The sequence below is a fragment of the Anaerotruncus sp. AF02-27 genome (genome assembly GCF_003465835.1).
Lineage (GTDB): Bacteria > Bacillota > Clostridia > Oscillospirales > Ruminococcaceae > Anaerotruncus > Anaerotruncus rubiinfantis.
On record NZ_QSBX01000018.1, the window covers coordinates 23,837 to 39,070 of the forward strand.

Below are 15,234 nucleotides of genomic sequence, written 5' to 3' on the forward strand. Positions count from 1 at the left end.
AGGCCGGCGCGGGTTTCCCGCGCCGGCCTTCGGCTTTCTTTTGCCAATCAGTTTGCTTTGTCCGCGATTTCCTTCTGCACCTTTGCAAGGAAATCTCCGAACGGCATGGTTGTGGTTTTCCCGTCGCGGCGGTCACGCGCGGCGACTTCCCCTGCCTCAGCTTCCTTGTCGCCGAGCACCAGCATATATGGAATCTTCTGCAGCTGCGCCTCGCGGATGCGGTAGCCGACCTTTTCGTTGCGGCTGTCGATCTCGACGCGCAGGCCCGCCGCGGTCAGTTCGTCCGCGACTTTTCCGGCATAGGCGATATGGTCGTCGGTGACCGGCAGGACCTTTACCTGAACCGGCGCGAGCCAGAGCGGAAACGCGCCCGCGTAATGCTCGGTCAGGATGCCGATGAACCGTTCGATGCTGCCGAATACCACCCGGTGAATCATAACCGGACGATGTTTTTCACCGTCCTTGCCGGTGTAGGTCAAGTCGAAGCGCTCCGGCATCTGGAAGTCCAGCTGGATGGTGCCGCACTGCCAGGTGCGCCCGATCGAATCGCGCAGGTGGAAGTCGATCTTCGGGCCGTAGAAGGCGCCGTCGCCCTCGTTGACAGTGTATTCCTTGCCGTTTTTGTCGAGCGCCTTGATGAGGGCGTTCGTCGCCATCTCCCACTGTTCGTCTGAACCCATCGAATCCTCCGGGCGGGTGGAAAGCTCGAGCGCGTATTCGAAGCCGAACACCTTATAGAAGCTGTCAATCAGCTCCATGACGCCCAGGATCTCCTCCTCGATCTGCTCCGGGGTCATGAAGATATGCGCGTCATCCTGTGTGAAGCAACGCACGCGCATGAGGCCGTGCAGCGCGCCGGAGAGCTCATGCCTGTGCACGATGCCCAGTTCCGCCATCCGCTGCGGCAGATCCCGGTAGGAGTTCAGCCGGCGCTTGTAGACGAGCATGCCGCCCGGGCAGTTCATCGGCTTGATCGCGTAATCCTTGTCGTCGATCTTGGTGGTATACATGTTATCCTTATAGTGATCCCAGTGCCCGGAACGATGCCAGAGCTCCTCGTTGAGGATGAGCGGGGTGCGGATCTCCTGGTAGCCGCGTTTCGTGTGCTCGACGCGCCAGAAGCTTTCGAGCTGGTTTCGAAGCACCATGCCCTTCGGGAAGAAGAACGGGAAGCCCGGGCCTTCCTCATAGATGTCGAAGAGGTCCAGTTCGCGCCCGAGTTTGCGGTGGTCGCGCTTTTTGGCTTCCTCCATCATGGTGAGGTAGGCGTCCAGCTCGCTCGCCTTCGGGAAGGCGATGCCGTAGACACGGCAGAGCATCGGCAGGCTGCTGTCGCCGTGCCAGTAGGCGCCGGTGCACTGGATGAGCTTGATCGCCTTGAGCGGCGAAACCGAAAGCAGGTGCGGGCCAGCGCACAGGTCGGTGAAATCACCCTGCTTATAGAAGCTGATCGGCCCGCCTTCGGCGGCGTGCTTGTCAATCAGTTCAAGCTTATAGGGCTGATCCTTCATCAGTTCTTTTGCGGCGGGCACATCGAGCTCGAACCGTTCGATCTCTTCGCCGGTCTTGACGATGGCAGCCATCTCTTTTTCGATCTTCGCAAGGTCCTCGGTGGTGAAGGGCTTTTCGACGTCGAAGTCATAATAGAAGCCGTTCTCGACCGCCGGTCCGATGGTGTATTTGGTGTCGGGATAGAGGCGCATGACCGCCTGCGCGAGCAGGTGCGAGGCCGAATGCCAGAAAGCGTGCTTTCCGTCCGCGTCGTCAAAGGTGAGGATCTGCAGGTCGCAGTCCGCGGTGAGCGGAGTACGCAGGTCGCAGACCGCGCCGTTCACCTTGCCGGCGCACGCGGCTTTATAAAGGCCCGCGCCAAGACTTTTGGCCACTTCGGCAATTGTCGTTCCCGGCTCGAACTCCTTAACGACGCCGCCTTTCAACGTAATCTTTAACATAGTGATCGCTCCTTTTCTCATTCCTGATCTTTCCCGGAATAAATGAAAAAACTCCATCCCGCCAAAAACGGGATGAAGTCAAAACTCCACGGTTCCACCCGAATTGCACGCCTTACAGGGCGTGCCGCTCGTACGGCTGGTAACGGGGCCGGACCGGCGTGCTCGTCGCACGCGCTCAAGGGGTGGTCGTTTCGGTGCTGGAATCGGCACGGCTTGCAGCCGGACGGCCGCGCCTCTCTGGGAATCCGTGTGCGCCAAAATGTCCCCTGTCGTCGCTTTTTATGCGGTATTGAGTCATTATTAAAATACTATCACCAACCAAACGTCCTGTCAATATGAAAATTTCTTGACAACTATGCACAATCCATATAAAATAGGAGTGTCATGCAATATGTTTTATGGTACTTCATAATTCATGTATTTTTCATGAAATTTTGTCGTGCGCCTGAAAATATACTTTCCGTTTCGGCGGATTGCGGACATTGATAATTGCATAAAGGAGGTCAAAATTTTCCGTGGAAGGGATCATGTCTTATGTGATCTGCGGGATTGTTGCGTTTGTTATCGCCGCAATTATTTTCTTTTTCCTGGGCGTTCAGTATAGAAAAAGAACGGCGGAAGCCGCTCTGGGCTCCGCCGAAGAAGAGGCAAAAAGACTTATCAGCGATGCAATCAAATCAGCAGAGAGCAAGAAAAAAGAAGCCATCGTAGAGGCAAAAGATGAAATCTACAAGCTAAAGCAGGATAATGAAAAGGAAATGAAAGAGCGCCGTTCGGAGGTCACCCGCCTCGAGCGCCGCATCCAGCAAAAAGAGGAATCGGTCGACAAGAAGCTCGACAACCTCGAAAAGAAAGAAGAAACCCTCCAGAATAAACTGAAGGAAGCCGATGTCAAGCTGCAAGAGGCCGAACAGGTCAAGACCCATCAGTTTGACATGCTCGAAAAAATTTCCGGCTTCACCGCCGACCAGGCAAAGAATTATCTGCTTGCCAACCTCGAAGGGGAACTCACCCACGAGAAGGCGATGAAGATCAGCCAGTACGAGGCTCAGCTCAAGGACGACTCCGATCAGAAAGCCCGCGAGATCATCGCAACGGCAATCGGGCGGTGCGCGGCCGATTATGTGGCGGAGATCACCGTTTCGGTCGTCCCGCTGCCCAGCGACGAGATGAAGGGCCGGATCATCGGGCGCGAAGGCCGCAATATCCGCACCCTCGAAACCCTCACAGGCGTCGACCTCATCATCGACGACACCCCGGAAGCGATCACCCTCTCGAGCCACGACGCGGTCAAGCGCGAAGTGGCGCGCGTTTCGCTCGAACGCCTCATCCAGGATGGGCGCATCCATCCCGCGCGCATCGAGGAAACGGTTGAGAAGGCCCGCCGCGAAATCGACGCGAAGATCAAGCAGGACGGCGAGCGCGCCGTGCTCGAATGCGGCGTCCACAGCATGCATCCCGAACTTGTGAAGCTGCTCGGCCGGATGCGTTACCGCTCCAGCTACGGACAGAACGTACTTAACCATTCGATTGAGGTTTCCCAGCTGGCGGGCATCATGGCCGCTGAACTGGGAGCTGATGAAATGCAGGCACGCCGCGCGGGCCTCATCCACGACATCGGTAAATCGATGACCCATGAGATCGAAGGTTCCCATGTGCAGATCGGCGTCGATCTTGCGCGCAAGTATAAGGAAAATCCGGATATCATCCATGCGATTGAGGCGCACCACAATGACGTCGAGCCCAAAACGATCGTCGCCTGTCTGGTACAGGCCGCCGACGCCATCTCGGCCGCGCGTCCGGGCGCCCGCCGCGAGAACCTCGAAAACTACATCAAGCGTCTTGAGAAGCTCGAGGAAATCGCAAACTCCTTCGACGGCGTCGAGAAATGCTACGCCATCCAGGCCGGTCGCGAAATCCGCATTATGCTCAAGCCCGACGTGGTTTCGGACGACCAGATGGCCATCATGGCCCGCGATATCGTCAAGAAGATCGAAAACGAACTGGATTATCCCGGACAGATCAAAGTCCACTGTATCCGCGAGAACCGCGCGATCGAATACGCAAAATAAAAGTTTCCCCCGCTGCCCAGGGCAGTGGGGGACTTTTTCGGTTTTCAGAGCATTTTCAGCAGATTCTGAAAAAGCGTACCGAACTGGTAGACTGCCAGCGCGGCTCCATAGGCGATCAGCAGCTGCGCGGCAGCGGCCGCAAGCATCGTTCTGGTCGAATGCAGTTCCCTCCGAATGGTTGCAAGCGCGGAGATGCAGGGCGTATAGAGCGCGCAAAACGCAAGAAACGCGGCCGCTGAAAGCGGCGTAAACAGGCTTTGCAGGCCCGCTGCCAGTACCGCCGAGTCTCCTGCCGCGCCGCAGACGACCCCCAGCGTCGAAACAACCGCCTCCTTGGAGATAAGCCCGGCAAGCAATGAAATCGCGGCTTCCCCGCTGTCAAAGCCCAACGGCGCAAATAACGGCGCCAGCCGTTTCCCGGCAAGCTCAAAAAGGCTTCCCGCACCGTCTGGAACATACCGGAGAACCGGATCAAAATGCTGGCAGAGCCAGATGAGCACGCTCAAAAAAAAGATCAGCGTCCCCGCTTTGCGCAGGAAGTCGCCGCATTTCTCCGCCGTATTACGCAGGACGTTTCGCAGCGACGGAACCCGGTACGGTGGGAATTCCATCAGAAACGGCGACGGCGTCCCGCGCATTGGGCCTTTGCGCAGGAAGTATCCATATGCGCCCACAATGAGCATCCCCAGAAGGTATAGCAGCAGCACCGCAAGGCCCGGATGCGCCGGAAAAAACACCCCCGCGAGCAGCGCATAGATCGGGAAACGCGCGCCGCAGGAGAGAAACGGGGTCAGGAAGATCGTGAGCCGGCGGTCGTGCTCGTTTTCGAGGGTGCGCGCCGCCATGACTGCGGGCGTTGTGCAGCCGAAACCCATCATCATCGGAATGAAGGATTTTCCGGTCAGTCCAAGCTTGCGCAGCGGCAGATCCATCAGGAAGGCCGCGCGTGCAAGATACCCGCATTCCTCCAAAATGGTCAGGCAAAAAAACAGGATCGCAATTTGCGGCAGAAATGTAAGCACACTGCCCACTCCGCCAAACACCCCGCCGGTGACAAGACCGGTAAGCGGATCGCTCACGCCAATCGCGGGCAGCATGCCCTGCAAAAAGAAGGAAAGCCCGGTAAAGAAATGTTCCAGCAGCGATTTCAAAAAAAGCCCCACGCTGCCGAAGCTCGCGGCAAACATCCCAGCCAGCACCGCGAAAAAAATCGGATACGACCAGAATTTATGAAGCGCGGCCCGATCGATCCATTCGGTCAGTGAATCCTGCCCGCGTGCGGGCAGCCGTACCGCGTCCCGAACCAGCGAGTCGATCACCCGGTACCGTGCGTCTGCCACGATGGTCAGGATATCCGTTCCTCCGCTTGCCGTTTCCAGCTCTTCCCGGACCCGCACGATACGCGCGCGCTGTTCCTTTGTAAGGCACATCCGGCCAGCGGGTTCTTCCTCCCCTTCCAGAAGGCTGATCACATCGAACCGCAGCCGTTTCCAGTCGGTTCTTTCCCCTGCGATGATTCCGGTCACCTCATCGATCGCACGTTCGAGCAGCCCGTGATACCGCACGCAGGCACCGGACGCCGCCGGAAGCCCCAGAGCTGTTTTTGCAAGCTCCCCGGTATTTTCCCCCGTACGCGCCACAACCGGCACCACCGGCACGCCCAGCCGTTTTTCAAGTATTTTCGTATCAATCTTCCCACCCGCGGCACGCACTTCGTCCATCATCCCAATCGCCAACACGACCGGGCAGCCGGTTTCGCAAAGCTGCAGCGTCAGATAGAGCCCGCGTGCGATCGAAGTGCCGTCGAGCAGGCTCACCACCGCGTCCGGCTCGTCCGACAAAAGGAACCGCCGCGAGACACGTTCCTCCAGCGTATAGGTCGTGAGTGAATAGATTCCCGGCAGGTCGACCAACACGGCACGGCCGTTTTCGGCGCGCAGTTCCCCTTCCTTGCGTTCGACTGTAACGCCCGCCCAGTTCCCCACATGCTGCCGGCTGCCGGTCAGTATGTTAAAGAGAGTGGTCTTGCCGCAGTTTGGATTCCCCGCAAGCGCAATTTTTTTCATTTTTTCACCTTCCCGCCAAGATCGAAATGGTTGTCCCATCAAAATCTTATGCGGCGTTCCGGCTGGTTAGAAGCAAAAAGCACAGGGCCACGCAGCCGCGGGACCCTGTGCTTTTTGCTTTCCTGTCCTATTTTACCATTTGGTTTTGGTTTCAACCACTTTCCCCACGATTTGGATGCGGCTGAGCTCCTCCCCCATATAGATCTGGGTCTGATATGCCTGATTGAACGGCTGTAAAATCACCGCGCCATCCTTCTTAATGACCTTTTTAAGGGTGCCCTCCTCCCCGTCCACCAGCACCACAGCAAGCTCCCCGCTCTGCACATCCGGCTGTTTATGCACCAGCGCCAGGTCGCCGCTTCGGATACGCGGCTCCATGCTGTCACCGGTGACAATCAGGTAAAAATAGTTGTCCGGGTTTTTGACATTCGCCGGCTCGGTCCCGTAGTCTTCCTGAAAAGCAAGCGCGCCGTAGCCGGCCTTGACGGTGCCGATCACCGGTACCTGCGCTTCATTCACAAAGGGCCAAGGGGCCGCGGGATGCAGTTCATCCTCCCGCCCGAGAAGATAATCGGTGGTGACGTCGAAAATATCCGCGAGCCTGCGCAAAGTCCGCGGGTCCGGGGTTGAACGGCCGGTCTCCCATTTACCGACCGCCTGCTGGCTGATGCCGAGTGTTTCGGCCAGAGATACCTGAGATATCTTGCGCTCACGGCGCAGGGCTCTCAAACGATCAGAAAACATCGCTGCCTCCAACTTCTATTCAATGTATTTTATCCTCTGGGTATAATATACACGCAAAAGTTGTAATTGTCAATAAAATCATAAAAATAGTTGTAATTTTGCTTGACAACAACCGATGGTTGTAATATAGTATAAACATAAGGTTGTGGACAGCCTTTATGACAACATGGCAAAGCTGGAGGGATTTTTTATGAAGTTGGTTCAACTGATTCGATATTTGTTCCAGGTTATGGTTCTGGTCGCCGTATTCTGCCTGATCGGTTCGATTGGCGCCTGGGAAACCGGCAGCATCAATTTCCCGCAGCTTTTGCTGCAGCTCATCCTTTTTTCAGGGTGCGCACTGTTCGCCTCTCATCTGAGCCATCAGCGTTTCTTTATCCGTGTGCGCCGCAGGCGGCCTGTACGGGCGGTTCGTCCAGAGCCGCATCCCCAGAGCCGCCGTGTCGCCGCCGCCCATTCGGTCTGAGGTCGTGTCGTGTACCCCCTCACACCCCTTCCAGATCGAATGGCGGCGTATATTCTTCTTTGGCGGAGCTGCGTTCCTGCATAAATCCCTTTAGCCCCAGCTCCTCCGCATAATCCAGCACACTGTTATATTCAAAAGTGCTCACCCGCCGTCCGAGCTCTGGGAACTGCGCGCTTTTGTAAAACGGCGTGTATTGGCTCATAAGGCTTACCAGCACCTGCTCTTCGGGCAGGTGCTTTTTGATCCATTCGAGCACCCGCATCGAGTCCATCCTGCCCTTCGGAAGCACCAGATGGCGCACGATCAGCCCTCTTTTGAGCAGGCCGTCCGCACCAAAGCGTACCGGGCCGGTCTGCCGGAACATCTCGAGGATTGCCTGCGTCGCGACAGAAAAATAATCCGGCGCTTTTGAATAGCGCCGCGCACGTTCTGTATCCGCATATTTGAGATCGGGCAGGTAGATATCGATCAGCCCATCAAGCAGTCGGAGCGTTTCGAGCGTTTCATAGCCTCCGGTGTTGCAGACAACCGGGATTTTGAGTTCCGGCTTCGCAAGCAGCAACGCCTGCCGCACCCACGGTGCATAGTGCAGCGGGCTCACCAAATTCAGATTGTGCGCGCCTTTTTTCTGCAGTTCCAAAAAGATCTCCGCAAGCCGGCCAACCGAAACTTCCTTCCCAAAGTTTTCCGCGCTGATGCGGTAGTTCTGACAAAAGCAGCAGCGAAGCGGGCACCCTGAAAAAAACACCGTCCCCGAGCCATTCGTCCCGCTCAGGCAGGGCTCCTCCCAGGGGTGCAACGCCGCCCGCGCTATGCGCGCCTGTCCGCCTCCCCCGCAAAATCCCAAATCCACCGTCCGGTCGGCGCCGCACGCGCGCGGACAAAGCCGGCAGCTTTTCAGCTCTATCTTCTCCTCCAAAATAAATTCCTTCTTCCTGCGGATTTTATCCATCAAAGCTGTCCCTGCTTGCTATTTTCCGGCTGTAAAGATATAATGGGAAAAGCATATCTTTATAAAAAAAGCCGGAGGTTCTCAAAGATGCGGACAGTTATCTGGTTTCTCTATTTCTGGGTTACACTGGTCGGGTTGGTGCCCGCCATGCTTTATGCAAAACGGCTGAACGACGCCGGAAAAATCATCGAACGCGATGATTTTGTGGGACGCAAAGTCTACGGATGGATGTCCGCACTGCTCCGTCTGGCAGGCGTTACGGTGGAGGTGACCGGCAAAGAAAACATCCCGGATACCCCAGTGCTTTTCGTGAGCAACCATCAGGGGAATTTTGATATCCCAATCCTGCTGTGCAACCTTGACCGGCCGCATGGGGTCGTGGCAAAAAAGGAGCTGCAAAAACTCCCGTTTGTCCGCGTCTGGATGAAATACCTCTGCTGCGTTTTCATCGACCGGGATAATCCCCGCCGTTCCGCAATGGCGCTCCAGGAAGCCGCCCAAAACCTTCGGGACGGGCATTCGATGATCATTTTCCCGGAGGGCACCCGCAGCCGCGGCGACCAGGTCGGGGATTTCAAAGCGGGCGGTTTCAAAATTGCCCAAAAGACCCGCGTTCCCATCGTGCCAGTCTGCATCGAAGGCTCCTACCGCGTAATGGAGGCGAACCGCATGTGGATCAGGCCCGCCGTGGTCCGGGTGCGGATTCTGCCGCCGGTCGACACCTCCGCGCTCTCCAAAGAGGATTTCCGCACGCTCGAAGACGAGGTGCGCGGCCGGATTGTCAAGGCAAAATCCGCTTGACACAGCCGCTCGAAATGGCGCTCCGGTTTTTCCCACAAATCTGAACCTTTTGTAAAACTTGCGCAGCGCGCATTGTTCATTCCGGTCCGGATGTGGTACAATAACCGCAGAGCGGCCATTGTCCCGATTTATGACCAGGCAGATGCGCCGGTACCCGGCCTGAGGGAGCTCACTGAGCGCTTCGCTCTTGCAGTACAATAAAGCACGCTGTTTGCCCGCCTTTGGCGGGCAGCGCCGCCTATCCGGCATATCATGAGGCCAAGATGGGCCGCTGCCCGGGCGGAAATTCCCATCAAACGCCGCAAAGCGGTTATCGGGGCCGCAAACTGATCAGATCAATCTATACAAGGGGGCTACGCTTTGAAATACAGCCTGATTATGGATAAAGTATCCGTTGACAAAACATCGGATATCATCCGTTCAAATCCCATGCAGGAAGTTTCCCGCGCCGAGGCGGAATACCGCGGCAAAATCGCTCAGGTCTGCGACCAGGCAATCCGCGACGGCATCTACATCCTGCTGATCACCGGGCCGTCCGCGTCCGGAAAAACCACCAGCGCAAAAATGATCGCGGATGAACTGACCGCACGCGGACAGAAGGTCAACCGCATTTCGCTGGATAATTTCTACAAAAATGTCGAAGAACTTCCCCGCTGGAGCGACGGCTATCAGAATTACGAGGCGGTCGAAGGGCTGGACATCTCCTGTTTTGAAGAGATGGTGCAGCGCCTGCTGCGCGAGGGTCATGCAAATTTCCCTATCTTCGATTTCACCACCGGGCGGCGCGCCGCTGAAACGATCAACCTCACCTGCGACCCGCATACCTTTCTGATCATTGAAGGCATCCACGCGCTCAATCCTCTGATTTTTAAAAGTGTCGAAGGCTTCTCCTGTATGAAAATCTATATCAGCGTCCACAGCGACTTTGTTGATGGACAGGGAAACATCCTGCTCTGCGCACGCGACCTGCGGCTCATCCGGCGGGTTATACGCGATTTTTATTACCGCAGCACGCTGGCTGAGGACACCTTCAAAATGTGGGATTACGTCCTGCGCGGCGAGGACCTGTATATCCGGCCGTTCCGCAAATACGCCGACCTGCATATCAACTCCACCCACAACTACGAACCCTATCTCTATCATGACGAGATGGTCCGCATGCTGCTCGCCTGCACGCCGGATTCGCCTTATACCCCCATCATCCAGCGGATGATGGCCGCTTCCAGCCATTTCTTCCACATGGCGAGCGAGCTCGTTCCGGATTCGTCCCTGATCCAGGAATTCCTGAAGCCCAAGTCCTGGAAGTGATTTTCCCGCCGCGCGCGGCTGTCAGGAGGTACTTTTATGACCTGTCCAAAATGCGGCAAAAGCATCCCCGACGAGAGTTCCTTTTGCATGCATTGCGGGAGCCTTATCGATCCTTTGGATGCCATCGAACAGCTGGAAAACCCCAAGCGGCATTGCGCTATCTGCGGCTGCGAGCTGCCTGAAACCAGCATCGCGGATGTCTGCGTCGGCTGCCTCTATCAACGGGACTTCAAGTCGTCCGACGATGCTGAACCCGAAACAGACGGGCCGTCCGGTCCGCCAAAAGCCGCTGCTTTTTCTATCTCCTCCAGCGGGTTGGAATCCGATTTTGTCCCGGATTTTGACCTTGACGACCTGCCGCCTGTTCCCGGTGATTCGGAGGAGTTATCTTCCGCATCCTCCGTTTTTCCCACCGGCGGGCCAGCGCCGTTTGCCACCGATGAACCGGCAGCTTTCCGGGCTGACGAACCGGTGACCTTCCAGGCCAGCGAATCCGCCGTCCGTTCATCTGATCTATTTTCTCCCTCAAAGCCTTTTACCGTGCATATTGACGACGCGGACTATTATGAACAGCCTGTCCCGCAGCAAAACAAAGACGAAAAACAGCCAAAAGAGCCGAACTCCCCGTCCCGCCGCAGTCCGAAATGGCTGGTCATCCTGGGGGTTATGCTGATCCTTGCGGCGGCCTGCGTGGTGATTGTCCCGCGCCTGCTGCCCGCAGCCGGTTTCCTGCCCGGACTGTCCGACGCCGGCAAGCCATCCAGCGAACAGGATGAACAGGCTGTCGTCTACGCGCATGAGATGGTGAAGGCCGCGGCGTTCAGCCCGCAAAGCGTCCATTTTGATCAGAAGAGCCTCGAGATGACCCACAACGGAGATATCTATACGTTCACCCAGCGCTTTGAACGGCTCACCGCATCCGGAGAAAACGCCGCATCGGTATTCACAGCCGTTCTCCGGATTGAAACCAGCACTCAGGGATATGTCCCTCTGATGCTCCAGGTTGATGATTCGATCCTGTACGATTACCGTCAATAGCAATCACCCAAATCGGGAGCCGCCAGATGGCGGCTCCTTTTTGCCATCTCTATCCTACAGGCCTTCAATCCGCAGGCTTGTCCGGGCGGGCGCCGTAGGTCTTGAACTTTTCGAGCACCGCGGCCAGCTCCGCATCGGTGAGCATGACTGGATTTCCCACCAGTTTCGCTTTATAATAGATCTCCGCGCAGAATTCAATCTCTTCCGCCGTGTCAAAAGCTGTCCGGATATCCTTTCCACAGGCCACCAGGCCATGGTTGCCGAGCAGGACTGCGTTGCGTTCCCGCATGCCCTGGAGGACGCTTTGGGCCAGCTCCGGCGTGCCGAAGGTACAGTACCTGGTGCAGCGTACATCGCCTCCCGCGTATCCGATGAGATAGGAGCACGGCTCGATCCCCATATTGAGACACGCCAGGATGCACGAATAGGTACTGTGGGTGTGCACCACCGCGTTCACGTCCGGCCGCTCCTCATAGATGACCCGGTGCAGGTCCCATTCGCTGGTCGGTTTCCACCTGCCCTCCACCAACTTTCCGTCCGGCTCCATCACGCAGATGTCCTGCGGCGTCAGCGTTTCGTATTCCACCCCGCTCGGACTAACTGCCAAAAGGCCCTCTTCCCTGTTAAAAATACTGATATTCCCACCGGTGCCTTTGGTGAGCCCATGAGAGATAAGTTTTTGCAGATGCTTTACGACCAGTTCCCGTTCTTTTGTAAGCGGCATATCATTTCTGTCCTTTCCTGCGGATACTGCTATTTTAATCGAAACCAGAAAACTTTACAAGCGGAGCATTTGCAGTAAAAAACGGACGGGGCTTTCGCTCCGTCCGTTTCAGCAATTAAATTATTTCCAGTGCGGGTCGTCCCAGATCTTCAGCGTCTGTCCAACGCCCATCTCCTGGGCTTTCTTGTAGAGGTCATAGCTCCACGCTACATCGAATACCGCCATACCGCAGGCAACGAAGACGATAACCTGATCGTCATTGTCACGGCCGGATTTGATGCCGCGGGCAACATCACCGATACTGGTGGATTCCTTAAGCGGCTGGATCTTGCCCTCGTCGATCAGGGTGTAGATCGGTCCGCCGATAACGCCGGAATAATAACCCGCTTTGTCGCCGGAAGCGATCGCTTCCTCAACATAAGCTTCGTGCAGGCCAATGTGGTCATAAATGATCTTCGCATCGGTCCAGAACTTCTCGTCGCCCTTTCCAGGACCGGAGAACAGGATGGTCGAGCCTTTCTTGACCCAGGAGCTGTCGAACATGAGGGGTTTCAGACGGGAAGCGGCAACAGTGATAACATCACCGGCGCGGACAGCTTCTTCCAGAGAAGTGGCGACAACGCCTTCCACGCCGTATTCCTCTTTGACCCAGTCCGCGGTGGCCTGCGCTTTGTCCTCAAACAGGTCATAGCAGTAAACCTTCTTGATGGAAGGAACCTGCGGCATGATCGAACGGAAGCAGGATTTGTTAATCGGGCCGCAGCCGACGATAACGCCAACTTCGGAATCTTTGCGGGCCAGATAACGCGCCGCAACGCCCGGAACAGCGCCGGTTCTCATCGCGCTGATGAGGTTGGCGGACAGGAATGCGAGCGGCTCGCCGGTGTCTTTATCGTTGAGCAGAACAGTCAGAACCGAACGGGGCAGGCCGCGTGCGGGGTTCGCAGCATTCGAGCCATACCATTTCACACCGCAGCAGTCGAAACGGCCGCCGAGATACGCAGGCATTGCGAAGAAACGTCTGTCAGGACCTGCAACCGGCATATTCGGGAATTTGCAGTCTTCCGCTTTCGGGAAGATGATGCCCATGCCATGGCTGTTGTGATTCGGGCCACCCATCAGGTAGTCACCCTCGGAAAGAAGTTTGAAAACTTCTTCGGAAACGTCTACGCAGCGTTTCTCATCAAGTACGCCAACTTTAATCAGGTCAGGCTCGGACAGATAAAGGAATTCAGTCTTGTGTCCCATTTTTTGTATCTCCTCTCAAAATTTAGTTCGGTTAATGGATGTACCAAAATTAAATGAACGCTTAAACGACAGCGCCAAAATTTTGCGTGGAACAGATTGTTTCATTTACTACATTGAGGATATCACGCCAAATTCAGGAAGTCAATATTATTTTGATTCTGTGCATCACTGCCAAATTTGCAGGTCCAATCCGATAAAAAACTGAAACACAGTTCTCATTTTGCGAAAAATAATTTTGAGATTCGATCTTTTTCAAAAGAAACCGGGGGATGGTTGACAGGCGTTTTGTAGCTTATTATACTTTAAGAAGTAAATAGTACATTCCAGAGGCCATCACCATCAGAATAACAAGCAACAATTGAAGATCAGGAGGTCATTATGAGTCAGAAAATCCGTAACCGCGCAGACATCCTTTCCCACGGCGATGTGAAGTCCAGGGAAATCGTCCTGGATATCACCGAAAAAACCCTTCAGCGGCTTGACAGCTACCAGCGTATCAAGAGCATCATGCACATGGAGGGCGACATCCTTCACATTGGAACCAAGTCCTGGGATCTTTCCAAAAAGAAGAACGTCTACCTGCTCGGCGCGGGCAAAGCCTGCAACCATATGGCAATGGCGGTTGACGAAGTCCTCGGCGACCATCTGACCCGCGGCATCGCGATCGTCAAGATCAGCGAACCGACCGATGTATTCCGCAAGACCGAAGTCTATGTCGGCGGGCATCCCCTCCCGAACGAGGAAGGCCTGCGCGCCTGCCACAAGATCCTCGACATCGTCGACAACGCCGGTCCGGACGATTTGTTCATCGTGGTCATCTCCGGCGGCAGCTCCGCGCTGATGAGCTGCCCGATCGAGGGTCTCACCCTGCAGGATGAGATCGACGTCACCGACGTCATGCTCAAATCCGGCGCGAACATCTTTGAAATCAACGCCATCCGCCGCCATATCTCCCAGATGAACGGCGGTATGCTCGCCAAACGCATCGAAGCGCGCGGCAGCGAGCTGATCGGCTTCGGCATCTCCGATGCGGTCGCCTCCCCCGCCACCGGCGACATCGGTATCCCTTACGCCAAATACCGCGGCACCCCGATGGGACCTGACCAGACCACCCTCGAAGAAGCCCGCCGCGTCATCCGCGATTACGGCGTCGAGGACCGTCTGCCCAAGAAGGTTGTCGAGTACCTTATGAATGTGGGCGAAGAGGGCGAAACCCCGAAGGCGTTCCCGAACAACACTTATTTCCTGCTCAACACTCTGCCGGATTCCTGCATCTATGCGAAGGAAGTCGCGGAAGAAATGGGTCTGAATGCCATGATCCTGACCTCCTTCCTCGAAGGCGAGGCGAAGGACGTCGGCGCAATCTTCGGTTCGATCGCGCGTGAGATCCAGACCTACGGCAATCCGATCCAGGCGCCGTGCGTCCTGCTCTCCTCCGGCGAAGCGACCACCAAGATCCTCGACAACGCCACCATCACCGGTCATGGCGGACCTGGACAGGAAGAGACCCTCAGCTTCGCGCTCGTTGCACAGAAGGCCCCAGGCAGCTGCCTGCTTTCGATCGACTCGGAAGGCACCGACGGCACCGCTCCGATCGCCGGCGGCATCACCGACTCCCAGAGTTATGCAACCTCGCTCGAAAAGGGCGTCGATATCTACGCTTCCCTGCGCGGCCACGCAGCCTATGAGGCGCTCGACGCGATCGGCGACACCGTCTTTACCGGCAACACCGGCACCAACCTGTGCGACTTCAACGTCATGTACGTTCCGAAGCTCGAGAAATAAACATTTTCTGTACCCGCCCTGACCGCTGCTGCCGGGGCGGGCTTCACCCAGTTAGAATACGATGGAGGTAATTTTGAT

12 protein-coding genes are annotated in these 15,234 nt (G+C 56.2%); 6 read left to right on the plus strand and 6 right to left on the minus strand.

Features of this window, described 5'->3' with window-relative positions:
* Window positions 1-47: 47 nt before the first annotated feature.
* A complete protein-coding gene (gene thrS, locus DWV16_RS13100) occupies window positions 48-1,952 on the minus strand; it encodes a threonine--tRNA ligase (RefSeq protein ID WP_118479652.1) in 1,905 nt (634 codons plus the stop codon).
* 527 nt (window positions 1,953-2,479) lie between these two features.
* Between thrS and rny the strand changes: the two genes are divergently transcribed.
* Window positions 2,480-4,024 carry a ribonuclease Y gene (gene rny / locus DWV16_RS13105; RefSeq protein ID WP_066459016.1) on the plus strand — a complete coding sequence of 515 codons (1,545 nt, stop codon included), beginning with the start codon at window positions 2,480-2,482 and terminating at the stop codon, window positions 4,022-4,024.
* 44 nt (window positions 4,025-4,068) lie between these two features.
* Here the strand turns inward: rny and feoB are convergent, their stop codons facing one another.
* On the minus strand, window positions 4,069-6,090 hold the full coding sequence (gene feoB, locus DWV16_RS13110; RefSeq protein WP_158572879.1) for a ferrous iron transport protein B: 2,022 nt from the start codon (window positions 6,088-6,090) through the stop codon (window positions 4,069-4,071).
* Window positions 6,091-6,222: 132 nt separating this feature from the next.
* Entirely contained in the window at window positions 6,223-6,834 is a 612-nt protein-coding gene (locus tag DWV16_RS13115) for a LexA family transcriptional regulator (protein WP_118479656.1), read from the minus strand.
* 190 nt (window positions 6,835-7,024) lie between these two features.
* On the opposite strand from DWV16_RS13115, the gene DWV16_RS13120 reads away from it, so the two are divergent.
* Window positions 7,025-7,300 (plus strand): hypothetical protein, encoded by a 276-nt coding sequence (locus tag DWV16_RS13120; RefSeq protein WP_066459012.1) that lies wholly within the window; start codon window positions 7,025-7,027, stop codon window positions 7,298-7,300.
* Between the two features lie 19 nt (window positions 7,301-7,319).
* On the opposite strand, the gene DWV16_RS13125 is transcribed toward DWV16_RS13120, so the two are convergent.
* Window positions 7,320-8,252, minus strand: coding sequence for a radical SAM protein (locus DWV16_RS13125; protein ID WP_066459010.1), 933 nt, complete (start codon window positions 8,250-8,252; stop codon window positions 7,320-7,322).
* A gap of 87 nt (window positions 8,253-8,339) precedes the next feature.
* Here DWV16_RS13125 and DWV16_RS13130 point away from each other — a divergent pair, with 87 nt between their 5' ends.
* The 3 genes from DWV16_RS13130 (at window position 8,340) to DWV16_RS13140 (ending at window position 11,399) form a co-directional block, all read left to right on the plus strand.
* Window positions 8,340-9,053, plus strand: a complete 714-nt coding sequence (locus tag DWV16_RS13130) for a 1-acyl-sn-glycerol-3-phosphate acyltransferase (RefSeq protein ID WP_118479658.1) — start codon at window positions 8,340-8,342, stop codon at window positions 9,051-9,053.
* 360 nt (window positions 9,054-9,413) lie between these two features.
* Window positions 9,414-10,361 (plus strand): uridine kinase, encoded by a 948-nt coding sequence (locus DWV16_RS13135; protein WP_118479660.1) that lies wholly within the window; start codon window positions 9,414-9,416, stop codon window positions 10,359-10,361.
* A gap of 36 nt (window positions 10,362-10,397) precedes the next feature.
* On the plus strand, window positions 10,398-11,399 hold the full coding sequence (locus DWV16_RS13140; protein WP_118479662.1) for a zinc-ribbon domain-containing protein: 1,002 nt from the start codon (window positions 10,398-10,400) through the stop codon (window positions 11,397-11,399).
* 64 nt (window positions 11,400-11,463) lie between these two features.
* On the opposite strand, the gene DWV16_RS13145 is transcribed toward DWV16_RS13140, so the two are convergent.
* Window positions 11,464-12,123, minus strand: a complete 660-nt coding sequence (locus DWV16_RS13145; protein ID WP_118479664.1) for an L-fuculose-phosphate aldolase — start codon at window positions 12,121-12,123, stop codon at window positions 11,464-11,466.
* Between the two features lie 120 nt (window positions 12,124-12,243).
* Window positions 12,244-13,371: a tyramine oxidase subunit B gene (locus DWV16_RS13150; protein WP_066458999.1), complete on the minus strand. Its 1,128-nt coding sequence runs from the start codon at window positions 13,369-13,371 to the stop codon at window positions 12,244-12,246.
* Between the two features lie 378 nt (window positions 13,372-13,749).
* On the opposite strand from DWV16_RS13150, the gene DWV16_RS13155 reads away from it, so the two are divergent.
* Window positions 13,750-15,156 (plus strand): glycerate kinase, encoded by a 1,407-nt coding sequence (locus DWV16_RS13155; protein ID WP_066458998.1) that lies wholly within the window; start codon window positions 13,750-13,752, stop codon window positions 15,154-15,156.
* The last annotated feature ends 78 nt before the right edge of the window (window positions 15,157-15,234 follow it).